This window comes from Bradyrhizobium sp. SK17 (genome assembly GCF_002831585.1).
Lineage (GTDB): Bacteria > Pseudomonadota > Alphaproteobacteria > Rhizobiales > Xanthobacteraceae > Bradyrhizobium.
In genome coordinates this window covers 7,246,657-7,272,418 of the sequence record NZ_CP025113.1, presented here as the reverse complement: position 1 = coordinate 7,272,418, position 25,762 = coordinate 7,246,657, and the positions used below count along the sequence as shown (strand labels likewise).

The 25,762-nt window shown below is 65.2% G+C and carries 21 protein-coding genes; 14 read left to right on the top strand and 7 right to left on the bottom strand.

Going from position 1 to position 25,762, the window contains the following annotated elements:
• Positions 1–112 precede the first annotated feature (112 nt).
• Positions 113–943, top strand: coding sequence for an NUDIX hydrolase (locus CWS35_RS33785; protein WP_100955521.1), 831 nt, complete (start codon positions 113–115; stop codon positions 941–943).
• 16 nt (positions 944–959) lie between these two features.
• Here CWS35_RS33785 and CWS35_RS33780 read toward each other — a convergent pair whose 3' ends face one another.
• From CWS35_RS33780 to CWS35_RS33765, 4 genes are all read right to left on the bottom strand, one after another.
• The gene (locus CWS35_RS33780) at positions 960–2,408 is read right to left on the bottom strand and encodes a FecR domain-containing protein (RefSeq protein WP_311538664.1); all 1,449 of its coding nucleotides are present in this window, start codon (positions 2,406–2,408) and stop codon (positions 960–962) included.
• 288 nt (positions 2,409–2,696) lie between these two features.
• Positions 2,697–3,311, bottom strand: coding sequence for an inner membrane-spanning protein YciB (locus tag CWS35_RS33775; RefSeq protein ID WP_024580011.1), 615 nt, complete (start codon positions 3,309–3,311; stop codon positions 2,697–2,699).
• Positions 3,312–3,400: 89 nt separating this feature from the next.
• Positions 3,401–4,543, bottom strand: a complete 1,143-nt coding sequence (locus CWS35_RS33770; RefSeq protein ID WP_024580012.1) for a helix-turn-helix domain-containing protein — start codon at positions 4,541–4,543, stop codon at positions 3,401–3,403.
• Positions 4,544–4,658: 115 nt separating this feature from the next.
• Positions 4,659–5,414 (bottom strand): DUF2147 domain-containing protein, encoded by a 756-nt coding sequence (locus CWS35_RS33765; RefSeq protein WP_100955519.1) that lies wholly within the window; start codon positions 5,412–5,414, stop codon positions 4,659–4,661.
• A gap of 187 nt (positions 5,415–5,601) precedes the next feature.
• Between CWS35_RS33765 and CWS35_RS33760 the strand changes: the two genes are divergently transcribed.
• The 3 genes from CWS35_RS33760 (at position 5,602) to CWS35_RS33745 (ending at position 11,015) form a co-directional block, all read left to right on the top strand.
• Positions 5,602–6,387: a DUF2147 domain-containing protein gene (locus tag CWS35_RS33760; protein ID WP_024580014.1), complete on the top strand. Its 786-nt coding sequence runs from the start codon at positions 5,602–5,604 to the stop codon at positions 6,385–6,387.
• A gap of 102 nt (positions 6,388–6,489) precedes the next feature.
• Entirely contained in the window at positions 6,490–6,831 is a 342-nt protein-coding gene (locus CWS35_RS33755; RefSeq protein WP_145987255.1) for a hypothetical protein, read from the top strand.
• 605 nt (positions 6,832–7,436) lie between these two features.
• A complete protein-coding gene (locus CWS35_RS33745) occupies positions 7,437–11,015 on the top strand; it encodes an autotransporter domain-containing protein (RefSeq protein ID WP_245438776.1) in 3,579 nt (1,192 codons plus the stop codon).
• A gap of 29 nt (positions 11,016–11,044) precedes the next feature.
• Here the strand turns inward: CWS35_RS33745 and CWS35_RS33740 are convergent, their stop codons facing one another.
• Positions 11,045–11,683: a TetR/AcrR family transcriptional regulator gene (locus CWS35_RS33740; protein WP_100955518.1), complete on the bottom strand. Its 639-nt coding sequence runs from the start codon at positions 11,681–11,683 to the stop codon at positions 11,045–11,047.
• An 82-nt stretch (positions 11,684–11,765) separates the two neighbouring features.
• Here CWS35_RS33740 and CWS35_RS33735 point away from each other — a divergent pair, with 82 nt between their 5' ends.
• The 6 genes from CWS35_RS33735 (at position 11,766) to CWS35_RS33710 (ending at position 16,445) form a co-directional block, all read left to right on the top strand.
• Complete coding sequence (locus CWS35_RS33735) at positions 11,766–12,476, top strand: DAPG hydrolase family protein (protein ID WP_210202746.1); 711 nt, start codon at positions 11,766–11,768, stop codon at positions 12,474–12,476.
• 119 nt (positions 12,477–12,595) lie between these two features.
• Positions 12,596–13,798 (top strand): extensin family protein, encoded by a 1,203-nt coding sequence (locus CWS35_RS33730; RefSeq protein ID WP_100955517.1) that lies wholly within the window; start codon positions 12,596–12,598, stop codon positions 13,796–13,798.
• Positions 13,799–13,911: 113 nt separating this feature from the next.
• Positions 13,912–14,295 carry a response regulator gene (locus tag CWS35_RS33725; protein WP_024580021.1) on the top strand — a complete coding sequence of 128 codons (384 nt, stop codon included), beginning with the start codon at positions 13,912–13,914 and terminating at the stop codon, positions 14,293–14,295.
• 163 nt (positions 14,296–14,458) lie between these two features.
• The gene (locus CWS35_RS33720) at positions 14,459–14,653 is read left to right on the top strand and encodes a hypothetical protein (RefSeq protein ID WP_063830184.1); all 195 of its coding nucleotides are present in this window, start codon (positions 14,459–14,461) and stop codon (positions 14,651–14,653) included.
• Positions 14,654–14,729: 76 nt separating this feature from the next.
• The gene (locus CWS35_RS33715; RefSeq protein WP_024580023.1) at positions 14,730–15,434 is read left to right on the top strand and encodes an SDR family oxidoreductase; all 705 of its coding nucleotides are present in this window, start codon (positions 14,730–14,732) and stop codon (positions 15,432–15,434) included.
• A 129-nt stretch (positions 15,435–15,563) separates the two neighbouring features.
• Positions 15,564–16,445 (top strand): L,D-transpeptidase, encoded by an 882-nt coding sequence (locus CWS35_RS33710; protein ID WP_024580024.1) that lies wholly within the window; start codon positions 15,564–15,566, stop codon positions 16,443–16,445.
• Positions 16,446–16,597: 152 nt separating this feature from the next.
• Here the strand turns inward: CWS35_RS33710 and CWS35_RS33705 are convergent, their stop codons facing one another.
• On the bottom strand, positions 16,598–18,166 hold the full coding sequence (locus CWS35_RS33705; protein WP_024580025.1) for a winged helix-turn-helix domain-containing protein: 1,569 nt from the start codon (positions 18,164–18,166) through the stop codon (positions 16,598–16,600).
• A gap of 155 nt (positions 18,167–18,321) precedes the next feature.
• Between CWS35_RS33705 and mddA the strand changes: the two genes are divergently transcribed.
• From mddA to CWS35_RS33690, 3 genes are all read left to right on the top strand, one after another.
• A complete protein-coding gene (mddA, locus tag CWS35_RS33700) occupies positions 18,322–19,098 on the top strand; it encodes a methanethiol S-methyltransferase (RefSeq protein WP_100956890.1) in 777 nt (258 codons plus the stop codon).
• A 359-nt stretch (positions 19,099–19,457) separates the two neighbouring features.
• Positions 19,458–22,130: an alpha/beta hydrolase fold domain-containing protein gene (locus CWS35_RS33695; protein ID WP_100955516.1), complete on the top strand. Its 2,673-nt coding sequence runs from the start codon at positions 19,458–19,460 to the stop codon at positions 22,128–22,130.
• 559 nt (positions 22,131–22,689) lie between these two features.
• Positions 22,690–23,466 carry a hypothetical protein gene (locus CWS35_RS33690; protein WP_100955515.1) on the top strand — a complete coding sequence of 259 codons (777 nt, stop codon included), beginning with the start codon at positions 22,690–22,692 and terminating at the stop codon, positions 23,464–23,466.
• A gap of 163 nt (positions 23,467–23,629) precedes the next feature.
• Here CWS35_RS33690 and CWS35_RS33685 read toward each other — a convergent pair whose 3' ends face one another.
• On the bottom strand, positions 23,630–24,271 hold the full coding sequence (locus CWS35_RS33685) for a TetR/AcrR family transcriptional regulator (RefSeq protein WP_100955514.1): 642 nt from the start codon (positions 24,269–24,271) through the stop codon (positions 23,630–23,632).
• Between the two features lie 190 nt (positions 24,272–24,461).
• On the opposite strand from CWS35_RS33685, the gene CWS35_RS33680 reads away from it, so the two are divergent.
• Complete coding sequence (locus CWS35_RS33680) at positions 24,462–25,745, top strand: HlyD family secretion protein (protein ID WP_100955513.1); 1,284 nt, start codon at positions 24,462–24,464, stop codon at positions 25,743–25,745.
• The last annotated feature ends 17 nt before the right edge of the window (positions 25,746–25,762 follow it).

Genomic DNA, 25,762 nt, shown 5'->3' with positions numbered 1-25,762 from the left:
AAGGTGCATCGAAACAACAAGCTCAGGCTGGTCTCGCTTTTTTGGTCGCGTGTCTTTATATCGTCGCGATCGTCCAAGACGATTGCAATATCGCAAACCTGATGGACACGTGATGGCGCGGACGCCTGTTCTGGCGGCGGGAGGCATTGTGCTGCGGCGGGAGACACCGCCGCGCTTTGCCGTCGTGCGCCTGCGCAAGCGCAACGAATGGGTGCTGCCCAAGGGCAAGCTCGACGATGGTGAGACGCCGCGCGCCGCCGCCGAACGCGAGGTGTTGGAGGAAACCGGCCACGACGTCGAGGTCCACGAATTCCTCGGCACGCTGGTCTATGATTCAGGCGGGCGCTCGAAGGTGGTGCATTACTGGCGCATGGATGCCGGCGGCAAGCCGGTGCGCGAGTTGATGAGCGACATCAGGGAAGTCGACTGGCTGCCGCTCGATGAAGCCCTCGAGCGCCTGTCGCGCGGCTACGAACGCGCGTTCCTGGAGAATGTCGGCCCGATCGCGTTGCAGGCCGCGGCACACGCCGAGCGCGAGGGGCGCGCGCGCTTGCGCGTTGCTGCCGCGGACCGACGCCGGGCGCGCCTCGCGGCCGAAGAGCCGGCTGCCGATGCGCCTGCGATCGCGGAGCAGCCCGTTGCCGCGGAGATGCCTGCGGCCATTGAAGCGCCTTCGCCTGTTGAGGTGCAGCTCACGGCTGAAACGCCGGATGTCTTGGAGACACCGGCAGTGGATGCCGGACCGGATCAGTCTGCCATGGTGGCGGAACATGCTGCTGTCGATACCGGCGAAGCCGTCGCGACGGGTCGTGTCGCGGCGGCTGCATCCGAACAGACGCCATCATCCGCGCACGAGGCCGAACCGGTCGTGCCGGCCGTCCAATCGATTCCGCGCAAGAACCTGATCGAGCGCGTGCGCGACTGGCTGCGCCGCGCTGCGTGACGCAGCGCGCTTCCAATCAATTGTGACGTTTGTTTTTGGGCGGCGGCTTTGCCGCGCGCGGTGGCGGTGCGCGCCGTTGCTGGAAGGCCGGACGTGCCTGCGCTGCGGGCCGCTGCATGACGGGACGCGCACCCGGTGCGGCCTGCTGCGTGCCGGGACGCATCTGGCCGGGAACCGGCTGCGCCGTGCCCTGCCGCGGCCCGCCCGGTTGCGCTTGCTGTCCCGGCTGTCGCACGCCGCCCGGCTGTTGTGTGCGACCGGGTTGCAGGTCGCCTTGACGGGCCGGCGTCTGGACGCCGGGCGCGTGCGGCAGCGTGGTGCCGCCGGGTTGTCCGGGCAGCGCGTGCTGTGCGGCGCCTTGCTGCTGGTTGCCCGGCTGCTGCTGCGAGCCCTGGCGGCCCGGCGTGCCGGGTTGCTGCGGCTGGCCGGGACGGTTTTGCTGACCGGGCTGCTGCAATTGGCCCGGACGATTCTGCTGACCCGGCTGCTGCGGACCGTTGCGGTTCTGGCCCGGCAGGCCGTTCTGGCGCTGCGGGTTCGGTTGCACCGGCTGGCCGCGGTTCGGGTACGGCGCGGCCGGATTGGCGCGGCGGAAATCGGGATTGGCTCTGCGGAAGTCGCGCTGCTCGGTCACGACCTGGCGACCCAGCGTCTGCGTGGAATGCACCGCGCGCACGAAACCCTGGTCACGCGTCATCTGTTGCGGCGAGATGGTCAGCGGCACCGCGGCAAAGCGTGCGCCGCCGGTGCCCGGACGAATCGCAAAGCCGCTGGCGCCGCGCGTCAGCACGCCGAGCGAGGCGCCGCTACGGTCGTTGACCTCGATGCGCCCGACATGTCCGTCCGCGTCCGGATACAGCTTGATGCCGACATTGTTGCCGGTCGCATTCGCGCCTTCCGGCACCTCGACAAGGCCTGTCGTACCGCGGATGCCGAGCGTCGCGGTCGGTGTCGAGATCTTCATGTTGCCGGTCTTCGCGACGGCGGCGGCGACGAACGCCGCCGTTCCCTTGGCGACGTTGAACAGCGCGCTGTTCTGCTGGCCGCCATCCTCATAGACATAATTGTCGATCGTGATTCTGGCGTTGGCGCGCAGGTTGAAGGTGGTGCCGTCGTTGAAGGTGATGCCGAGCGAGGAGGTCGCCGACGTTGCGACATCGTCATTGGCAAAGATGTCGTCGCGGATTTGCAGCGGGGTCGTGGTGTTGTTGCGCGTGACCGTGGCGGTGCCCGTCAACGTCGCGACGTTGCCGATCGGCTCGGGCGCTGCGGCCTGGGGTGCCGCGGCCGGCGCAGCGGTTGCGGGCGCCGCCGGTGTCGCGCCCGGCGCCGGGGCAGGTGAGGGGCGCGGCGCAGGTTGCGCTTGCGCGAGCTGCGTCAGTTGTGGCGCGGCATCGGCCGTTGCATGCCACCCCATCGTGACGCCGGCACCAAGCAAAAGCGCAAAAAGGAAGGCGCGGCGCATCACCATCGATTCCCCGGAGGCTAGGGTGACCGGCAATTGAGCCGCGTCAGGCTGAATGCCGAATGAACGGTCCTGCCTTGTTGTCATGGCGGTCCGGAACGTTCAAGCACCGCGTCCTCCTGTGGAAGGCGCGGTGCTCGATGGCGTGGAACGGGTCTCGTCAGCCGCGTTGGTGCGGAGCGATCAGTAGGACGGCCGGGTTTCAGCGCTTCTTCGTGCGCACGGCAAAATGGTTTCGTCGCGCGCCGGTTTGCTTCGTTAACCCCACGCCGAGGGCAATGTCGGCGCCTACGGTGTCGCCGTCACGGGCGTCCCCTCCAGCGCGAGCACGGCCTCGCGCTGGGCGTCCGGCATGGCGCGGATCCTGCGCCTCGCCATCAGGCGCAGCGCGGCGAAGCCGCCGAGGAACACCACGACCTTGCTGACGATGCCGAAGACCGGCATCACGACTGCCCAGGTGGTGACCTCGCAGGTCAGCGCGACGAAGGCGTTCACGGCGGCCGAGACGAACATCAGCCCTGCCCAGACGTAACCGACGATGATCGCGACATCGGGGACGACGGTGCGCGCGATCTCGGGAAGATAGCGGTTGAGCCAGCCCGGCTGCAGCATCACGACGCCGATGATCGCGTAGATCACGCTCGGCTTGAACAGCACGAAGCGTGGATCATGGGTCAGCAGCGTGGCGGTGCCGGCGGCGACCACCAGGAACAGGCTCAGCCACTCCATGGTGTCGATCGTCTTGCCGCGCACGACCTGAATGCCGATCTGCGCGACACCGAATGCGATGCCGAGGCCGACGGACAGCGCAGTGTTGTGGGTCAGCAAGAACAGAACGAGAAAGACCAGGGTCGACGCCAGGTCGAGCGCCAGCAGCCTTGCTGCGGTGAGGAAATGCTTCATGTGCCGTCAAAACTCCGCTGTCCGCGTCGCGCCGCCGCGTTGTCGGCGCATGCGCCGGCGCAAACTAGGCGGATCGCGCGGACGAAAGCCTATCGATTTCCGAAATCGAGGAGCGAATTCTCTCCCGGAGCCGGGGATTCCACCTGGTCATTGGATGGCGCGGCGGCCCGGCGGCGAAATTCGGTCGGCGTCAGCCCGGTGTCCGCCTTGAAGGCGCGGTTGAACGGCGCCAGCGACTGGAACCCGGCATCGAGCGCGATCGTCAGCACCGGCACCTCGGCCTGGCTGGCGTCGCCAAGCGCCGCCTTGGCCTCGTCGAGCCGGTAACGGTTGAGGAAGGCGTTGAAGTTCCGGTGACCGAGCCGGTCATTGATCAGCGTGCGCAGCCGGTACTCGGGCATGCCGAGCCTGACCGCCAGCACGCCGATGGTCAGACCTTCCTGCCGGTAGGTCCGCTCGGTCGCCATCAGGCGCTTGAGGTGATTGAGTGCCACCTGGTCGGACGCCGAGCGGCCGGCATCCGCGAGCGGCGCGGCGGCGCGGGCTGGCTGGCCACTGCCGGCATGGGCAACTACCGGCCGGCTCTCGGGCGGATCGAACAGCATCATCCAGATCGCGATCAGCGCGAATGCCGCAAGGGCGAGCGCGGCGCTGAGGTTGACGGAGCGGGCCGGAAGCGCTGCCCAACCTGCGGCGGCGGCGAACGTCATCTGAAGGCCGATGCCCACCACCAGCGCGATCAACAGCCGGCCGCGCGCCGTCGTCACCGCGGTGCGCCATCCCTTCGGAAGCTGGGCCATGCCGAGCAGCGCGAACACAATCGTCGCCAGCGCCAGCGTGCGGCCGCAGCTTGCCCCGAGACCGGGTGGCATCGCCCAGCCGCCATAGCTCACGACATGGCTCACGACGCCGAGGCCGGCGACCAGCATCCATACGGCCGCGTGCCAGGGCCGCAGCGCAAACCGCTCGTCGAACATCGCGCGCGCCCACAGCCAGAACACGACCGGAGAACCCATCGCGAAGGCAACGAATGGTGAGCTCCAGCCGAATGACGAAGCGGGAAAGAACGGCGCCGTCGTAATCGCGTAGGCCGCACCGGCCGCGCCCATCGCAGCACCGAGGCTCGCGGCGCGGTGGACTGCCGCATAGCGCAACAGCAGCATCGCGCAAACCACCAGGAACAGTGCGACCACCGCGCCCCGCAGACCGAGTTCAAGAGCCGTCATCGCCATCGCAAGCCGCCCGCAGGTTCAAATCAACCTCGACACAGCACCGCTTATAGCGCGTCCGGCGGTCGGCATGAAGCGACCGCCGGGGCAACCACAAAAATCTGATGCTGGTTGCGGTTCAGCTGATCCGCTTCCAGGTCTGGCCGCCGCAGAACATGCCGCCGAAGGCGCAGCCCTGCACCCGCATCGCATTCGGGCCCTTCATCGCGATCGTGGAGTCGTAGTTGCGACCGGAGTCCGGATCGTGGATGCGGCCGCTCCACTTGCTGCCGTCGGGCTTCATGTTGATCAGGATGCGTTCGTTGGTCTTCTCGGAATAGCCGCAGAGATTGGCGCCACAGGCCTCGACGCGGACGTTGCCCTTGTTCTCCTCGGTGGCCCAGATGCCGACCGGTCCGGTCGGCGCCGGTGCTGTGGCAACGGGAGCAGCTTGCGGCTGCGGCGCAGGCTGTGCGGCAACCACGGATGGCGCCGCCGCAACTGCCGCGGCTTCAACCGGCGCAGCGGCCGCGGTCGCAACCACGGTGGATGGTGCGGCAGGAGGTGCGGGTGGTGCAACGGCGGCGGCAACCGGCGCGGCTGGCTGGGGCTGGGGTGCGGCGGCCTGACCCGGCGCAGGCACAGGGGGCGGCGCAGCCGTCGATGCGACATCGTCATTATCGTCGGACTTCGTGCCGAGGCCCTTGAGATTGATGTCGCCGATCGTGCCCTTGTAGCCCGGCGCCGAAATGCGGATGCAGGACAGCGCGCTGCAATTGCGCGGCGCCTCGACATGGATGCGCTGGCCGTCGATCTGGAAGGTGATGCCGGTGCCGCCGGCATGCGCCGATGTGCTGGCCATCAGCAGCGCGGCGATCGCAAAGAGCTTCTTCATGAGGGTCTCCGTGGGCGTTGGGCGGCGGGTGTACCGATCGACCCCGACCCTACGCACCGCCGGCGCCGACCTCTGTGATCGACATCACGGTGGCGGGCCAGACCGCATGACCCGGCGACGGTGACCCAAATCACAGCGCCGTGAGCGCATCGCCTCCTAGCGTTCTCCTGCTATCCTGGAGGCTTCGATGAAGCGCTTCTGCCTGCTCGTCGCGCTGATGCTGGCCGCGCCCTTGGCTCACGCCGGTGAAGGCATCTCGTTCTCGATTGGCGGCCACCGCATCCATCTCGATTCCACGCGCTGCCGCGCGCTGTCCTGTGTCTCGGTGACGGATCGATCAAGGCGCGACGACGGCGCTGGCCGGACTTTCCAGCCGGAGCCGGCGCCGACCGCAGCGATCCCTGTCGCCGCATCTTCGAGCAAGGTCCCCGCGCCGGTACCGGCGGGAGCTCCTGCGCCGCCATCGGTCATCGTCTACAAGCCCGCACCAGCCGCGCCGCCACCGGCTGCCGCGTCGCCGCCGTCAGCGGCGCCGTCGCCTCCGCGGGTGATGAGGATCGAGCCGCCGCCGGCTGTTGCGCCGCGGCCGCCGGTCGCGCGTGAGACCGTTGATGAACCGGACGATGGTCCGGTCGGCGACTGGCAGACCGACACCGACAGCCTGGTGCGCGTTCGTTCCTGCGGCGAGGCGCTGTGCGGCTACGCGCTCGACAAGACCACGCGCGATCTCGGTGAAGCGGTGCTGATCAACATGAAGCCGAGCAGGCACGCGCGCTGGAACGGCAGCGTCTACGACCAGGGCCGCGACCGCATCCATTACGGCACGATCGAATTGCAGGGCGCGGACAAGATGCGGGTCGAGGCCTGCGCGTTCGGCAGCTTCTACTGTACCGGTGCCGATTGGGTTCGCGTCTCGCATGCGCGACATCGCGTGATCACCCAGGGAGCGCTCGAGCACGCACCGCGCTCCTGAACGCGTCGATGTCCAATTTGTAATTGAACGCCTTCGAACCGGATGTCCCGTCGCGCGCGACCGATGGAGGTCGATGCCATTCTCGCAAGCAATGGAGGCAACATGAAACGCCTGAGCCTGGTCGCACTGCTGCTCGCAAGCAGCGTCGTTGCCGCGCACGCCGACAACGACATCTACACCAACATGCTGAAGCAGCGGCGCGGCGACGACGCGCTGCATGTCGATACCGCGTATTGTGATGCGCAGTTCGGCACGCCGCAGAACGGCACGGTGACCTCGCGGCAATACAAGAGCTGCATGCGCGCGCGTGGCTGGCGCTTCAGCCACACGATCCGCGAGCCGCGCCGTCGCGACGACGGCTATCCCGATCCCGACAATCCCGGCCTCGTCTGCCACGATTTCACGATCGCCGGGGTCACCGGATCGAGTTGCTCGAATTTTTGAGCTGGTCTCTCGCCGCGCTCACGCAAAACGCCCGGCGGGACAGCCGCCGGGCGTGGGCTTCAGGGCCTCATCGAATGGGTCAGAACACGCCGAGAATGATGGCGCCGACAAAGGCGAACGCGATGTACGCGGCCACAATGCTCAGCTTGCTCAGCAGAGGACTCGCGAAATCCATTGGGACGCTCCCTTGGTTCACAACGCTGCCCGCATTAACGCCAAAGCTAGCAACGAGTTCCCGGTCGAAAAAGTCAGCCTAGCTGTCCGGCTCGGTGTCCGCAGCCTCTGCCGCGCTGCGATAGCCGAAGCAAACTGGCATCGGATCAAGATGTTGGAGAGGCGGCAAATATATTTCGCGGCGAGGCGAGCGCCGCGGAGATGTCCGGCGGCGCGCGTCGGAATCTCCGGTCAGTTGCCGTCTTGCCGCGCCGCACGCCTGACGTTGCTGTGTCGTTGCGCCGCAGGCAATCTGTCAGCTTGTTGTAAGGTTGTTACAATCTTTACCCAGATTGCCGCCCGGCAATGACCGGGTCATCCCGGTAATAAGTTACTGGGGGCGTTACGTGAAATCCGAGTTTTTGAGCCGCGCAAGCCGGCTTGCGCTGGCTATGTCTGCGACGTCTTTGGGGTTCTCCTGTCCGGCACTTGCAGCAAGTTTCAGTACACCACCCAACAGCACGACGGCGCAGACCGTTTCCAACAACGACACCGGCTCGGTCGCCGCCGGCAGCAGCCTGTCGGTGACTGGCACGGCGATCAGCTGGGTGACCGGCCTCGCATCACCCGGCGTCGTCATCACCAATAACGGCACGATCTCGGCGACGTCGCGCGGCATCGATACCTCGTCCGGCGCCATCAGCGGCAATCTCACGCTGATCAACAATGCCGGCGCGGTCTTCACCGCGGCCAACGATGCATTCCGGATCAATGGCGGCCTGAGCAGCGGCACCGTCACGGTCGACAATTTCGGCACCATCCAGGCGACCAGCAACGGCCGGGTGTTCGATTTCGTCAACGCGACCTCGAAGACCACGGTGTTCTCGATCACCAACGAGAGCGGCGGTACGATCAAGTCTTCCGGCAGCGACGTGATGCGGATCGGCGGCGGTACCACCACGATCACGAATTCGGGCCTGATCGACGCGACCACGACGGCAGGCTCGCGCGCGATCCGTGCCACCACCAATCTCGACAACGTCGTCTCGCTGTCGATCGTCAACAAATCAGGCGCGACGATCCAGTCGGCGGACGACGCCATCCAGATCAACGGCTCCGGCTCGACCAACAGCACCACGACCGGCAGGTTCTCGATCGACAATGCCGGGACCATCCGCTCGGCGACCGGCCAGGCGATCGACTTCGACAATCTCACCTCGACGGGCGCGACGGTTCAGATCACCAACCGCGCCGGCGGCCTGATCACCGCCGACAATGCCGACGCGATTCGTCCCGGACAGAACTTCACGATCGACAATTACGGACAGATCATCGCCAACTCGGCGCCGGTCCCCGCCGACCGGCCCGGAGCCGATGCGATCGATCTGCAACTCGGCCATTCCGGCACCGTCAACAACTATGCGGGCGGGCTGATCTCGGGTGCCAAGAACGGCACCTCGGGCGACGTCGGCAGCAACATCACCGTCAACAACTACGCCGGCGCGACCATCATCGGCCGTGACGGCGCCGGCGTCGGCTCCGGCGGCAACGCCAACGTCATCAACTACGGCACCATCACAGGTGCGATCGACTCGACCTCGGCGCGGGGCGACGGCGACGGCATCGATACCGACTTCGTCCTGACATTGACCAACTATGGCACGGTGCAGGGTACCGGCGCGAAAGGCTATGATGCGGGCGGCCGGCTCAACAACAGCGAGGGCCTCGCGATCGGCGGCGGCACCATCCGCAACTACGGCCTGATCAGCGGCGCCGCGGCAGGCATCGTCGTCAACAACGATTCCAATCCCGACAATACACGCGGCGGCACGGCGGCGCTCGATCTGGTCAACTATGCCGGTGCCACCATCGTGGGCAACAACAGTTACGCGATCCGCTCGGAGAACAAGACCGGCACTGCCGCCGACAACGACAGGATCGTCAATTACGGCACGATCATCGGCAACGGCACGATTCCCGATCCGAACGGCGTCACGTTGTTGCAGAACGGAACGCCCGATCCGGGTTCGGTCGGCACGCTCAACGGCGTGACCTATACCGGCACCGGCTCGACGCGCTTCATCCGCGGTGACGGCGCCGCGATCCAGACCGGCGAAGGCAATGACGTTCTCTCCAATTACGGCACGATCATCGGCAACAGCGGACGCGCGATCAGCATGGAGGGCGGCGACGATACGCTCAATCTCTACGGCGGCTCCAGCATCGTAGGCCGGATCGACGGTGGTGTCGGCACCGACACCATCAACCTGTTCGGTCCGGGATCCGGCACGCTCTCGAATGTGATCAATTTCGAGGTGCTCAACGTGCAGGGCGGCGTCTGGACGATCACCGATGCGCAGAGCTACCAGAACGGCGCCACCGTCGGCTCCGGCGCCACGCTCCTGGTCAATGGCTCGCTGGGCAATGCGGTGACCGTGAATGCCGGCGGCACGCTCGGCGGCAATGGCAGCGTCGGCAACCTGCTGATCAACGGCGGCACGCTGTCACCGGGCAATTCGATCGGCACGCTGACGGTGCAGGGCAGCCTCACCTTCACCGCGGCATCGACCTATCTCGTCGAAGTGTCGGCGGTAGCTTCCGATCGCACCAATGTCACGGGCGCGGCAACGCTCGGCGGCGCCACGGTCAACGCATCCTTCACCGGCAACACCTTCCAGAAACAGTACACCATTCTCAATGCGGCCGGCGGCGTCAGCGGTACGTTCGGCGGTCCGGTCAACAGCAACCTGCCATCGAATTTCTCGTCCAGCCTGAGCTATGACGCCAACAACGTCTACCTCAACCTCGCGCTGAACTTTGCCGCGACCGCGAAGCTCAACGGCAATCAGGCTGCGGTCGGCAATGCGATCGCCAGCGCCTTCAGCCGCACCGGTGGCATCGCTGCCGCGTTCGGCGCGCTGGCACCGGCGGGGCTGACGCAGGCATCGGGTGAACTCGGCGCCGGCTCGCAGCAGACCACGTTCGACGCCATGAACATGTTCCTCGGCGTCATGACCGATCCCTTCGCCGAGGGCCGCGGCGGCGGCATCGCCGCCAATGGCGGCGCATTGCAATTCGCCGACGACGCCATGAGCTACGCGTCGACCGGCCTGTCGGGTGCGAAGGGCGCGCGCGACGCCTATGCCGCGATCTCCCGCAAGGCGCCGGCGGCGCAGACCTTCGAGCAGCGCTGGAGCATCTGGGCTGCCGGCTTCGGCGGTGGGCAGAACACCGACGGCAACACGGTCACCGGATCGAATTCGAGCGCTAGCCGGATCTTCGGTGTGGCGGTTGGTGCGGATTACCGGATCGCTCCCGAGACGGTCGCGGGCTTCGCACTTGCCGGCGGCGGCACCAACTTCACCGTGGCCAACGCGCTCGGCGGTGGACGTTCCGACCTGTTCCAGGCCGGCGCCTTCATCCGGCAGGGATTCGGCCCGGCCTACCTCTCCGGCGCACTGGCCTATGGCTGGCAGGACGTCACCACCGATCGCACCGTGACGATCGCCGGCGTCGACCGGCTGCGCGCGCAGTTCAATGCCAATGCGGTGTCGGGACGGATCGAAGGCGGCTATCGCTTCATCACGCCGTGGCAACTCGCGCTCACGCCCTACGCCGCTGGACAGGTCACGAGTTACGATCTGCCCGGCTATGCCGAGCAGGTGCTGTCCGGTTCGAGCGCCTTCGCATTGGCCTATGCGGCGAAGACCGTCACCGCCACGCGCAGCGAACTCGGCGTGCGCAGCGACCGCTCGATCGCGCTACAGGACGGTGTTCTCAGCCTGCGCGGACGCCTTGCCTGGGCGCATGACTACAACACCGATCGCGCCGTTGCCGCGACCTTCCAGTCGCTGCCCGGCGCGTCCTTTGTCGTCAACGGCGCGGCGCCGGCAAGCGACGCAGTCCTCACCACCGCGACGGCGGCGATGAACTGGACCAGCGGCTGGTCGGCAGCACTCACCTTCGAAGGCGAATTCTCCGACGTCACCTCGTCCTATGGCGGCAAGGGCGTCGTCCGCTATACGTGGTGATGGAGACAAGGTCCGCGCACGGTTGCTGTTCAGCCATTGGCCGGACGCGCACCGTGCGCGAACAGCTCGGCAATCGCCGCGATGTCCTGCTCATCGTTCCAGCGTGCCCCGGGCGCGAGGATGAAGCGGCCAACCAGGTGACCGACGTTCAATGAAAGGAACATGCGCGCGAGCGCAGCGGCGTCGAGGTCCGTGCGCAGCTTGTTCTCGCCCTGCAGTTTGACCAACAGTGCGACGAGTGGCTTCCAGGCCGCAGACTGCCATTGCTTGCCGAATTGCTTGCGCACGGTCTCGTCGCGCAGCAATTCGACCAGCAGCAGCCGCGTGAGTTCGGTCGCCTTGCCGGTCGCCTGCATGCGTTCGTGCAGCAGTGATCGGTGCCAGGCCACCAGATCGTCCTGAGCTTCGCCGATCGTCTGACGCAGCGCGTTCAGGGATGCCGGCGCCAGTTGCGCAATCACGGCCTCGCGCATCACGGCTTCGACCAGCCTGTCCTTGCTGGCGAAGTGCTTGAACAGCGTTCGCTCGGTGGTGTTGGCGGCCGCGGCGATCTGCCGGGTGGTGGTCTGTCCGACGCCCTGCCGGCCGAACAGCTCGACTGCCGTCCAGAGGATGTCGAGGTGCTTGGTTGGTGCCGGTCCGCGCCGTGCGGATGATCTTTCGCTCATGAGGCAACTGTATAGCAGTTGCTTGATCGTTGGAAAAAGATATAGTAGTTGCTATATAGTTTAAATCCGAGAGCAAGACGCGATGTCCTCGTTGCCCCTGATCCTCGATCCTTCCGAGCAACGCGACCATCAGGCGTATCCGGCGAGCCACGCGCGTCCGGCCGAGCCCTCGCTCGTGCCTTGGCCGATGAAGCCGATGGGATCTGCCGAATGCGGCGCCGAGCGGCTGGCCGACGGGCGGCTGTCCTACTGGATCCGCCACCAGATCATCAAAGGCGTGACGCCGCGTATGCTGGTGTGGTGGTTCTCGCATCTCGAAGGCGATGTGATCGTCGGCAACAAGCGGATCAATCGCTACCGTGCCTGGCATCCTTACGATCACGTCCATGCAAGCTACGCGCGACGGCTGCCTGATGGCTCGATCGGTCCGGGCGCGCGGATCCGGTTGCGCGAATATCTCGGCGCCAACGCGCGCTATGCGGTCGATACCGTGACCACCATCGAGAAGCTCGATGAAGACGGCTTCATCCATCATCCGACCGTCCACGGTATTCGCGGCGTCGTGTGCATGGAATACAGCTTCACCCGCGTGAGCGAAGGCACGCGATATGAAAATCGGCTTCTGGTGGGGGCTGCGGAGGGTTGGATGCGGTTGATCAATCCGCTGATCCAGCGCTTCGGCTTCGATCACGCCCACGGGCTTGCGTGGCTACGGCACAACATCGAGGAGGTCGGATTGTTCGAGCATTTTTTGCCTGACCTGTATCGTCACGAAACCGGCGACGGCGAATAGCGCGGGCATCGCAGCGCAGGACGCATCGCCCGGTTCCAACGCATGGTTAAGAACGCCTGAAATCATTCAGTCGAAATGCGTTGAAGAGTCTTTAATCAAATTCGCAGAACCTCCGCGCCATGACGCGTGGAGTTCGTTTGTATCTCGTCGGCTCCCTTGTCCTTGTGTCGTTGGCTGGTTGTGGCCGCGGTCTGTTCCAGACTGCCGAGCGTGAACCGTGGCGGGCCGAGGCTGAGGCCGCATGCCTGAAATCCGGTGCGGTCAAGGAAAGCGCCGACCTGGTCCGCATCGATCCGATCTCCGGCCCCGGCGTTTGCGGCGCCGAGTTCCCGCTCAAGGTCGCCGCACTCGGCGAAGCCAGTTCAGCTTACGGATTTGCCGACGACAGCCTGCGTCCGCCGGCGTCGGTCGGCAATCAGCCGCGTTGGCCGATCAACCGGCAGCCGAGCCCGCCGCCCGCGCAGGGGCCATATTCCGATCAGGCCGTCGGCCAGCCGAACTATGGCAGTCAGCCGAGCGGGCCGGTGTCGCTGTCGGCGCCCGGCGTGCCACCGCAGCAGGGCGAGATCGACCTGCCGCCCGATGGCTCGCTCGATGCGCGCGGCGAGCGACCCTATTATCCCGGCCTGCCTTCCAATCCGCAGCGTGAGGGCGCGGCCGCGCCGTATTCACCGGCGCCTTATTCGCAGCAGCCGCCACGGCTCGGTCCGTCGGGCGGCAATCCGGTGATGGCGGTCGGCCCGGTTGCGGTGAAGCCGGCGGCGACGCTGGCGTGTCCGATCGTCTCGGTGCTCGAGCGCTGGCTCGCCGATTCCGTGCAGCCGGCCGCGCAGCGCTGGTTCGGTGCGCGCGTCGTCGAGATCAAGCAGATCTCGGCCTATTCCTGCCGCGGCATGAATGGCAATTCGCACGCTCATATCTCCGAGCACGCCTTCGGCAATGCGCTCGACATCGCGGCGTTCACGCTCGCCGACGGTCGCCGCATCACGGTGAAGGATGGCTGGAAGGGCTTGCCGGAAGAGCAGGGTTTCCTGCGCGACGTGCAGGCCGCTGCCTGCCAGCACTTCACCACGGTGCTGGCGCCGGGCTCCAATGTCTACCACTACGACCACATCCATGTGGACCTGATGCGCCGGGCCAGCCGGCGATTGATCTGCCAGCCGGCCGCCGTCTCCGGCGAGGAGGTCGCGGCGCGCGCTGGCGGCGGACGTAACCCCTATGCAACGCGCGAACCTTATGTCACAGGATCGCTTGGCGGCAGAAAGCCGGCTCCGCGGGGTAAAGCGGGGGGCAGCGAAGAAGACGAATTCGCCGACGAATAGGACGCGTCTGATACCCGTATTTTTACTGGGTGGCGCCGTGCAAACGGTAGCCATTTTCTTGTTGCATATGCTCGCTGAGCCGGGCGCACCCGGCTGATTTCTGGGGGATAGCTTTGCAAGACGCGCCGATCATTCTCGTCATCGAAGACGATCGTGATCTTCAGATGATGGTCGAGGACGCCCTGAGGGATGGCGGCTATGAGCCCGCGATCGCGGGCTCCGGCGAGGAGGCGTTGACGCTGCTGAAGGCGTTTCGCACCAAATACAGCGCACTCGTCACCGATATCCGCCTGCTCGGCCGGCTCGACGGCTGGCGTGTGGCGCGTGGTGCCCGCGAGATCGATCCGTCGTTCCCGGTGCTCTATATCACCGGCGGCGGCGGCGACGAGTGGCCGACCCGGGGCGTGCCGGATAGCGTGCTGTTGAACAAGCCGTTCTCGCCGGACGAACTGGTCGCGGCCGTGGCGAAGCTGGTCAAGGGCGGCGCACAGGCCTGAGCGCCTTTTGATCGGCCCCTTGCGTGGTGCCAGGGTACGCAGCAGGCGCTTATTCCATCTCTATAAGATCACGAAGCAACCCATCTCGCATTCATACGCGCTCGTGCTCATGTTCGCGCCGGGTATTCCTGCGGACGACATCCGCGGCAGCCGGAGAACGAAGATGACGACCTATCGCGCCTATATCGTTGGACCGCACAGCCGATCGATCGGCGTCGTCAACATGGATTGCAGCGACGACGATGCGGCGATCACGTCGGCCAGCCGTCTTGTCGATCATCACGATATCGAACTGTGGCAGATGGACCGGCCTGTCGCCAGGTTCGAAGCCGAGTCAAAGCAGGTGTTCCGCAAGTAGCTCCGCTCGCCGGGTGTCGCGCCGCGCAATTCCTGATGATAGATGTTGGTTTCGTCATCAACAGGGATATCAGATCATGGCTTCGGAGAAGGTCGCACTCGTCACCGCGGGCGGCAGCGGCATGGGCGCGGCGGCGGCGCGGCGGTTGGCCGCCGATGGGTTTCGCGTCGCGATCCTGTCGTCGTCCGGCAAGGGCGAGGCGCTGGCCGGCGAACTCGGCGGCATCGGCTTCACCGGTTCGAACCAGTCGAACGACGATCTGAAGCGCGCCGTCGACGGCGTGATGGCGCGCTGGGGCCGCATTGACGCCCTGGTCAACAGCGCCGGGCATGGCCCGCGCGCCGGCGTCTTAGAACTGACCGATGAGCAGTGGCACACCGGCCTTGACGTGTATCTGATGAACGTGATCCGCCCGACGCGTCTGGTCGCGCCTCACATGCAGGCGCAGAAGTCGGGGGCGATCGTCAACATCTCCACCGCCTGGGCGTTCGAGCCGAGCGCGATGTTTCCGACGTCGGCCGTGTTCCGCGCCGGGCTCGCCGCGTTCACCAAACTGTTCACCGACAGCTACGCCGCCAGCAATGTCCGCATGAACAACGTGCTGCCGGGCTGGATCGACAGCCTGCCGGAAACCGGCGAACGCCGCGACAGCGTGCCGATGAAGCGCTACGGCAAGGCGGAGGAGATCGCCGCGACCATCGCCTTCCTCGTCTCCGACGGCGCGGGCTACATCACCGGCCAGAACATCCGCGTCGATGGCGGATTGATGCGGTCGATCTGAGGCCCTCAATCTTCCGGGCAAGAGTTGGCGTTAACGACGCTTGGCGATTTCCTGCCTGGGCAAAATCGGTTCGGAGTTTATTAAAATCTGCTGGTTACCTCCGCCGGGTAGAGCAATCCGGGGAAAGATATGGCCAAGCGGGCAAAACGTGGAAAGACAGAAGCGCTCGCGCTCCCGGTGGCTGGACGAGTAGCAGTTGGCGTCATCGCCGCTGCCGCCCTGGGGTACGGTTTGCTGTCTCGTCCGGCGAGCGTTCAACCGGTACGCAAGCCGTCCGCGCAGCAGGCTGCGGCGCCGTCAACGCCAGCTCACATATCAACTCCAGTTCGTGTCGCAGCCTCAGTTCCGGCTCCGGTCGCGGCACCAGTGTCGGTTCCAGCCCCGGCCCCGGCGCCTCTGGTCGAGCCGCCCAAAGCCGCTGATGGTCCCGGAAGATTTGCTCGGCAGGTGGTGGACTACGCCAGTCGCCAACCGACCGGCACCGTCATCATCGATACCGGAAACACATTCCTCTATCTCGTCCTGAACGACGGCCAGGCGATGCGCTACGGCATCGGTGTCGGACGCGAGGGTTTCACATGGTCCGGTGAACAGACCGTGGCCCGCAAGACGGAATGGCCGGATTGGCGCCCGCCTGCCGAGATGCTCGTGCGTCAGCCCTATCTGCCACGATTCATGGCGGGCGGTCCCACCAACCCGCTCGGCGCCCGGGCGATGTATCTGGGTGATACCGAATATCGAATTCACGGCACCAACAAGCCCGATACGATCGGGAAGCGGGTGTCGTCCGGCTGCATCCGGCTGACCAATGAGGACGTCTCGGACCTCTATGATCGGGTGAAGGTCGGTGCGAAAGTGATCGTGCTTCCGGCAACCTCGGCTCGTCGACCATCCCAGCCAGCGCCCGACGCCGCGCTGCGATCGCCTGACCAGACATCGCCGCCGAACCGGCCCTCGGCAACCAACGCGCAGATGCCGTCATCCGGACCGAAGGTGGCCGAGGTCCAATAACTCAATTCTCTGTCCTCGGTCCGCAACCGAGAACAAGCGGCGCCTCGTGCAGATCCGCTCGCGGCCGAGCGACACGTGTCTGAACTCTGCTCGACTGACCGATGACATCTGGTGCCGGACGGACTTGGACGTCCACTCCGCATCCGCAGCAGTCAATTCAGTCCCGCGCGGCGAAAGCCCTCCAGATAGCGCTGGCGGTCTGCGTCCAGCTTGATCGGCATTTGGCTCGCGATCCAGGCTAGCGAGATGTTGGGCTGCGCGCGTCGAAGCTCTTGCAAGGAGGACTTGGCCACATCGCCTTGTCCGGCCATACCCGCGGCCGCGGTCAGCACCCGGTGCGCACCAACGAAATCATCGCGCTGACGGACGGCTTCACGCGCGAATCTCATCGCCTCATCATAGTTGCAGCCGAGAAATTGGGCGTAGGAAGCAATGCCACAGTAGACTGCTGAAAACGGATCGCGCGGGCTCAGCCGCAGCGCGCGCCCTGCGGCCAGATCGCCTTCTTCCCAGCGGCCGCTATAGCACAGCGACAGGCCGAACATCCCCTGCGCAAATGCGAAGTTCGGATTGAGCCGCAACGCCAGTTCAAGTTCCGCCAATGAATCGTCGAAGCGGCGAACAAAGAGATAGGCATAACCCAGGGCACTGTGAGCCCACGGATCCTCGCTGTCGGCGCGAATTGCGGCTTTGGCCAGCCGCTCCGAGATTTCCGTTGCCGGAGCCATTTCCTGCCAGCCCATATGAGCGGTAAACATATAGCTCGTGGCGAGCACCCCCAACGCTTGCCCGTAGTTTGGATCGATCGCGATCGCTTTCTCCAGCAAGGCCTGCGCGACCAGATTGTCCTGACGCGTCACCCGCCAGTAATGCGACAGCGCTCGCATCACGAGGTCCCAGGCATCCATGCTGTCCGGGGGCTTGCGTCTGGCACGAAAATTCTCCGCGGCAAAGAGCTGCGGTTCGATCGCCGCCACGATCGCTTCGGTGATCTCGTCCTGCACCGCGAAAACGTCGGCCAAGTCGCGATCATAGCGCTCGGCCCAGACGTGGCTGCCGGTCGTCGCGTCGTTGAGCTGCACCGTGATCCGCACACGATCGCCGACTTTACGCACGCTGCCTTCGACCACATAACCGACGCCAAGCTCGTCGGCGATCTGCTTCATGTGGACTGACTTGCCCTTGTAAATGAAGGACGAATTGCGCGCGATGACAAAGAACCAGCGCAGCTTAGACAGCGCGGTGATGATGTCCTCGCTGATGCCGTCGGAAAAATAGTCCTGCGCCGGATCGTCGGTCATGTTGGTGAAGGGCAATACGGCGATGGCGGGCCGGTCAGGGAGCAGCAAGGCGGGGCGTGGCCGCTCGTGACCCTTCTCAGCCGGCTCGGCACGCGCCGGTTGACCAGTCTCCGAGCTGTGCACCTCGCCGACGAAGCGAAAACCCTTGCGCGCAATGGTGCGGATCAGTTTTTGTTCTTCTCCACTGTCGCCAATCGCCTTGCGCGCGGCGGTTATGCGACTGGTCAAGGTGGAATCCGACACAATTCGGCCGCCCCAAATCGAGGCGAGGAGATCGTCCTTGTTGACGACGCGATCGCGGTTCTCCACCAGGTAAACCAGCAGGTCGAACACTTGCGGTTCCACGGCAACAGCCTCGGTGCCGCGGCGCAGCTCCCGAAGGTCGGTATCAAGTCGATGATCCGAAAATCGAAATAACACGTCGCCGTCCTGCTGCCTGCCAAGTCAACCGGCTCGCGAAATAATCACGCCTATCTCACGGAAAAATCAAGGACCGGACAAGGCTTTTCGGTCCCGGCCTGGTCATGCTGCGCGCTTTCCAAATCGCAATCCCTTTGCTCCCGATGGAGGAGACCATGACCCAGATTATCCAGAACGCCGACACGGATCGAGGCAACGTCGTCGGACGAATTATCGCGTTCCTCTATGGCGTCGTCGCCTACGTCGTATTCTTCGTCACATTCCTCTACGCCATCGGTTTCGTTGAAAATCTGTTGGTGCCAAAGACGATCGACAGCGGATCGACAGGACCGACGACGGTGGCGCTCATCGTCAATCTGGTGCTGATGTCCATCTTCGCCGTTCAGCACAGCGTGATGGCGCGTCCGCAGTTCAAGAGATGGTGGACAAGATTCGTTCCTCCTTCCGTCGAACGCACCACTTACGTCCTGCTGGCGAGCCTGGCGCTCGCGCTCTTGTTCTGGCAATGGCGGCCAATGCCGCAGGTGGTGTGGCAGATCAGCGACGCGCGTATTGCGACGGCAATGACTTGCCTGTCATTCGTCGGCTGGCTGGTCGTGTTGACCTCGACGTTTCTTATCAATCACTTCGAGCTGTTCGGACTGCGCCAAGTAGCGGTCAATCTGGTCGGCCGCGAGATGCCGGCGCCGCGCTTTCGTACACCGCTATTCTATCATTTCGTGCGGCATCCAATCTATCTCGGATTCATCATCGCTTTCTGGGCGGCGCCGACCATGTCCGTCGGCCATTTGTTGTTCTCGGCGGTGACGACGACATACATCTTCGTCGGCATCTGGCTGGAGGAGCGCGACCTGATCGGCGTCTTCGGTGACGAATATCGCCGCTATCGAGAGCGCGTGTCGATGCTGCTGCCATGGCGCAAATCCACCTAAACCGTTGGGGCCTCGGGAGAGCTGCATTGGACGGCAATTCCTGCGCGCCTCCTGTCGGCGCCTGAGGGCAGCAAAGCAATATCGCACAGATGCGGCGCCACCGGATTGCTTGGCGGAGTCTGTCATCGGGCGCGCATTTGCGCGGCCTCCTGCTCGCAAGCGCGGGAAAGCGGATCGGGTGCCAGCGGCGGCTCCCGCAACTTGGCCCGCGGCCAAGCCACTTGCGTCTACGCGCTGCGCGTTTCGTTCCAGGCCGCGCGTGTCACAATTGCGGCGACCTCGGATTGCGTTTGTCGTGATGACAAACTGAAAACGCAGGACTAGCCTTCCGTCAAATCAAAACATACGGGAGGATTGGCATGCCAGACGCAGCAGTTGCAGCACGCGCTTCGGACTCCACGCACAGCGGAACCACGCAGCAAGTCGATGTCGCCGTCGTCGGTGCAGGTTTCGCCGGTCTCTATCTGCTGCATCGGCTGCGCAAGGCGGGCCTCTCGGCCGTCGCGCTCGAAGAGGGCGCCGATGTCGGCGGCACCTGGTACTGGAACAGATATCCCGGCGCGCGCTGCGACATCCAGACCATCGATTACAGCTATACTTTCGATCCCGAGCTCGATCGGGCGTGGACCTGGTCGGAGAAATACGCGACCCAGCCGGAGATCCTGCGCTACTTCGGTTTCGTCGCCGACCGCTACGATCTGCGCCGCGACATCAGGTTCGGCACCAAGGTCACGCAGGCGACGTGGGACGATGCGAGCGAACGCTGGCTGATCTCGACCAACAATGGCGCCAACGTCTCGTGCCGTTACTACATCATGGCGACCGGCTGCCTGTCGTCGCCGAAGCCGCCGGAGATCGACGGCGTCAAGAACTTCAAGGGCGAGATCTATTTCACCGGCCGCTGGCCGCATCAGGGCGTCGACCTGAAGGGCAAGCGCGTCGCCGTGATCGGGACGGGATCGTCGGGCATCCAGTCGATCCCGTTGATCGCCGAGCAGGCCGCGCAACTCACCGTGTTCCAGCGCACGCCCAATTTCGCATTGCCGGCGGGCAACGGCCCGGCACCTGAGGATCGCAAGACGTTCTTCGAGAGCGATCGCGCGGCCTATCGCGAGCAGGCGCGCCAGTCGATGGCCGGCGTACCGTATCCGCAGCAGACGGTTGTGAGCTGGCAGTTGAGCGATGCCGAGCGCCGCGAGCGTTTCGAGAAGGCGTGGGCGGCGGGCGATCTCGTCCACATCCTGAGCCAGCTCTGGGCCGATCAGGCCGTCGATGTCGACGGCAACAGGCTGGTCGCCGACTTGATCCGCGAGAAGATCGCGGCCGCGGTCAAGGATCCGGAGACGGCGGCGGCGTTGGCCCCGCACGATCATCCGTTCGGCGCCAAGCGGCCCTGCCTCGATACCAACTACTATGCGACCTATAATCGTCCGAACGTGACGCTGGTGAATCTGCGGCAGGAGCCGATCAAGGCGATCACCGCGAATGGCATCGTGACCGACAAGCGCAGCTTCGATGTCGACGTCATCGTGTTCGCCACCGGCTTCGATGCGATGACCGGCGCGATCATGGCGGTGCATCCGATCTCCGGGCGCGGCGGCAAGTCGCTGTCCGATGTCTGGGCGCACGGACCGCAGACCTATCTCGGCGTCACCGTCGCGGGCTTCCCCAATCTGTTCATGATCACCGGCCCCGGCAGCCCGTCGGTGCTGTCGAACATGGCGGTGTCGATCGAGCAGCATGTCGACTGGGTGGTCGAGCGCATCGCCGCGCTGCGCGATGCCGGCTACACCACGATGGAGGCGACCGAGACCGCGCAGGCCGGCTGGGAGCGCCACATGGCCGACTGCGCGACGCTGACGCTGCACCGGCTCGCCAACACCTGGTACACCGGCGCCAACGTGCCCGGCAAGCCGCAGGGCGTGATGCCCTACACCGGCGGCGTCGGGCCATATCGCAGCATCTGCGACGAGGTGGTCGGCCGCGGCATGCTCGGTTTCAGGCTCTCGGGTCCCGGTGTTGCCGCGCAGTGCAATGACGGCGAGGTCGTTCGCCTGCAACCGGATGTGCGACTGGTGCTGAACATGCTCGGCGGGATGAACCTGCCGCCGCTCGAGACGATGGGCGCGCAGGGCGCGCGCGATTTCCTCGCCGAGTTCAACAAGGGCCGTCCCGCGGGACGGCCGGTCGGCGAGGTCGGCACCGGCGTGCTGCAGGGCGCCGACGGCCCGCTGCCGTACAAGCTGTACCGGCCGGCGACGCCGGGGCCGCATCCGATCGTGGTGTATTTCCACGGCGGCGGGTGGGTGCTCGGCGACGAGCTGTCGGACGATCCGTTCTGCCGCGACCTGTGCCGGCGCACCGGCATGATCATCGTCAGCGTCGGCTATCGCCACGCGCCCGAGCATCGCTTCCCGGCCGCGGCCGAGGATGGCTATGCGGCGACCCGCTGGATCGCGGCCCACACCGCCGAGCTCGGCGGCAGGGCAGGGCCGGTGCTGGTCGCGGGCTGGAGCGCCGGCGGCAACATCGCGGCCGTCACCTGCCAGCTCGCGCGCGATCGCGGCGGGCCGGAGATCGCGGGCCAGCTCCTGATCTGTCCGGTGACCGACAGCACCTATGATCGTCCGTCCTATATCGAGAACGCGATCGGCTATTTCCTGACCCGCGGGCTGATGTTCTGGTTCTGGGACCTGTACTGCTCGCCAGCCGATCGCACCGATCCGCGCGCAGCACCGCTGCGCGGCAAGCTCGAAGGCCTGCCGCCGGCATTCATCGCCACCGCGGAATTCGATCCGCTGCGTGATGAGGGCAATGCCTATGGCGACGCGCTCGCCAAGGCTGGCGTCAAGGTCGAGCAGCTCAAGGGCAACGGCCACTTCCACTCGTCGTTCGTGATGGTCGACGTCATCATCACCGGCGTCGGCGGCCGGGTGAAGATGGCAAAAGCGTTGCGTCGCTTCGCCGGACTGCCCGAGGAGCTGGAGCAGGACAACGTCGCGGCGCCGAAGGTCAACGCGGCGGCGAACTAGGAAAACCGCTCGATCAAGTCGCGCCGTTCCGATACGTTGAAGCAAATGGGATCCCTGCGATTGCGCTTCGCAGGGATGGCGGCCCGTGCGCCTTGCCGACAGGCAAGCTCCCTGATGCAGTCTGCGTCACATCGATGGGCGAGCAACATCGTTGGCGCTTCGATTGAACCTTGGCACCTTGGCACCTGGTGGAGCACAAACCGTGACGGCTGATTTCCAGCGTCTATCTTTCGACGATGCGGTGTCCGCGCTACAGGCAACAAGTACCTTGGAGGCTGGCCGGTCCGCACCCGAGCTGGTGAACTGGTGCAGCCGAGCTGCGGAAGGATTGGCGAGACATGGCGATAGCCTGCTCAATCCTGCGTCGAGTTGGGATGAACTCAAGAAAGCTGTCGCAGCGCTCTCAGCGTCCGCATGTTTGCGACCGGCAGCGCGAGCGCTGGCGGATGCGGAAGGGATGCCGCACTCGGCGGCAAGGATTCGGTCTGTGCTTCGTGAGCTTGCCTCCGAAAACCTGACGCGGGCCGTAAGCCGAATGGCTCCTCTCGCTGGCGAAAGCATGGCGATGCCGGGCTCGACAACCGCGCAAGGTGGGACCACAGGCGAGGGCGGTCGCGCTGCAACCCTGTCAAACCTCGCAGCTCTCGACAACATCGCGACTTACCATCGCGAGCATGAGCGCTACTACACAGTTCAGAAATACGAACACGCAGCGGAGCTGGCCCGCGAAGCGAACAAGCTCAAGGTCGTGGCAGACGTTTGGCTTGCGCCGGGCAAGCCTGCGCCACGCTATCCGGGAGCGGATTTTGACCAGCCGGCATTCCGGCCGACTGGCTGCGATGATCTGAATGCGCTCTCTGCAATTGCCTCGGTCGGCATTTTGTTCATGGAGGGGCAGGGCGAGCCGACCGAAATCCGCATGCTCAAAGCTAAGCTCGGTGCGCGCGGCGAAGGCTCGGTCCGCGCCGGCGAATGGCTCGCTGGAATGATGTCCGCGGCCTGGCCGCGCGAGAGCGTGCTGCTTGACGACAAATTCGCGAACGCGGCTCGTCCGCGGTACCGGACCATAGCAACAAACTGGATCGGATCGCTGGAGATGATCTTGCTTGGACGCTTGCTGAGGCTTGCGGTCGATAAGCTGACGACAATCGATTTCGCGCCAAGCGCACTCCGCGCCGCGCCGCAGCAGGCCGGTGAAAAACTCGTCCTGGCCGCTCGCATCATCGAACAAGCGGCACGACTTGAAGCCACCGGAGGCGTCGAGCTTTCCGGAAACGACGAATGCTGGACGGCTTATCGCGATCAGCTCAGGAGCGTGAATGACCGTGGCGCTTGAAGCATCAGACGCCGCCATGGCCATGCTTCATGTCGCCGGCCTTTCGCCATCGACCGATCGTCGGGCTTCGCTTGTCCAACCTGAGTCCGGAATTCGTAGCGATGCGGACATTCGCCGACGGCTCGGAATTTGTGCGTTCACGCCCCCGCAATGATGCAGGGGATTAACTCGCCCGCGGCCGGTACGCAGCGAAGAACACCCGCGTCGCGCTGTCGACGACGGTCGCGATCCGCTCCGGCGATGGCGACGGACTGGCCTGGAAGATGAACGCCTGGAACAGCGAGGCCTGGCACATATGCATGAACTGCCAGGCCGCGAGTTGATAATCATCGATCTCCAGCTCGCCGAGTGCCCCACGCGCCTCCAGATAGGTGGCAAAGCGGTCCACCGTGTAGGCGATGACGTGGGTGTAGAACTGGCTGCCGAGTTCGGGCATCCGCTCCGCGATCGCCATGACGGTGCGGATCGCCGAGCCGCCGCCCGGCCGGCACAGCAGCGCGATATAGGCGCGGCCGAATTCGGGGAGGGTGGTGTCGACGTCGCGCGCCGGATCGAAGTTGAAATCAACCCTGCCCTGCTCGAGCTTCTCCTCCTCGACGATCGCGGCGAACAGCCCGGCCTTGTCCGGAAAGTAGACATAGAGCGTGCCCTTGGAGACGGCGGCAGCGCGGGCGATCTCGCCCATGCTGGCGCCATCGAAGCCGAGCTCCAGGAATACCTTGCGGGCGCCGTCCAGGATCTGGCGGCGTTTCGAGGATTCCTCCTCGCCGATGGCGTGGAGGGTGGTTCGGGGTGCTGCAACCATTGATTTAGCTTCTCGCGAAAGAACTCAACCGAAAATGCGCACGCGAAGAATCGAAGCCTTATAATCCATGGGACGGGAATATAGATTGACCGAACCGTTCGGTCAATGATATTGGTGGGAGTGACGATGCGCCGCACGGCCCTTATTTCGCCACTGCGGGCGTCGAGATTTTTTATGGGGAGCCTCGGCTATGGCCGCAGCACGAGACCAGGCTGCACGCATTGTTCGGTCCGAGCCTGAGATGGCCGAGGACGCGATGGCGCGCGACGCATCCGGCGATCTCGGCGAGCAGGGCCGGGCTGACGAGGCCAGGCGTCCCGCCGAGGCGCCGCCCGCTTCTGCGCCCGAGCAGCCGACCGCATCTCCCGCCGCGCCGGCGCCGAAATCCAGCAAGCGCAAATTCGTGATGATCGGTGTGATCGGCCTGCTGGCGCTCGCCGCTGCGAGCTATGCCACCTATTACGTGCTGGTCGGACGCTTCTATATCTCGACCGACGACGCCTATGTCCGCGCCAACAACACCATGCTCGGCGCGCGCGTCGCGGGCCACATCGCGGCGATCCTGCCCGGCGACAATACGCTGGTACGCGCCGGCGACGTGGTGTTCCGGATCGATGACGGCGACTATCGCATCGCGGTCGACGCTGCCCGCACACGGATCGCGACCCAGCAGGCGACGATCGATCGGATCGGCCGCCAGGTCGCGGCTGCGGTGAGCTCGGTCGAGCAGGCGCAGGCGCAGCTGGTGTCGGCGCAGGCCGGCCTGAAGCGTGCCGATCTCGATTTCGACCGCCAGCAGGCGCTGAGCACCAAGGGCTTTGCCTCGCGCGCCACCTTCGAAGTCTCGGAAGCCGGCCGCGACCAGGGCGCAGCCAGCGTGCGGTCCGCGCAGGCGGCCTATGATGCGGCCAAGGACAATGTCGAGGTGACCAAGGCGCAGCAGGCCGAGGCCCGCGCCCAGCTCGCCGAGTTGCAGACCCAGCTCGCCAAGGCCGAGCGCGATCTCGAATTCACCAACGTCCGCGCACCGGTCGACGGCACCTTCTCCAACCGCCTCGTCAACACCGGCGACTACATCAATGTCGGGCAACGGCTCGGCAATGTGGTGCCGCTCGACGGCGTCTTCATCGATGCCAACTACAAGGAGACCCAGCTCAAGCGCATCCGTCCCGGCCAGCGGGTGACGATCAAGGTCGACGCCTACGGCTTCCGCAAGTTCACCGGCGTCGTCGACAGCATTTCGCCGGCGGCGGGCTCGGTGTTCACGCTGCTGCCGCCCGACAATGCCACCGGCAATTTCACCAAGATCGTGCAGCGCCTGCCGGTCCGCATCCGGGTGCCGAACAGCGTCGCGAAGCAGGGCATGCTGCGCGCCGGCATGTCGGTCTACACCACGGTCGACACGCGGGAGGGCGCGGCCGATGCCGACGCCGATACCGACCTCGACGCGCCGATGATGATCCATCCGCAGTGATGCCTTGAAGCCTCGGA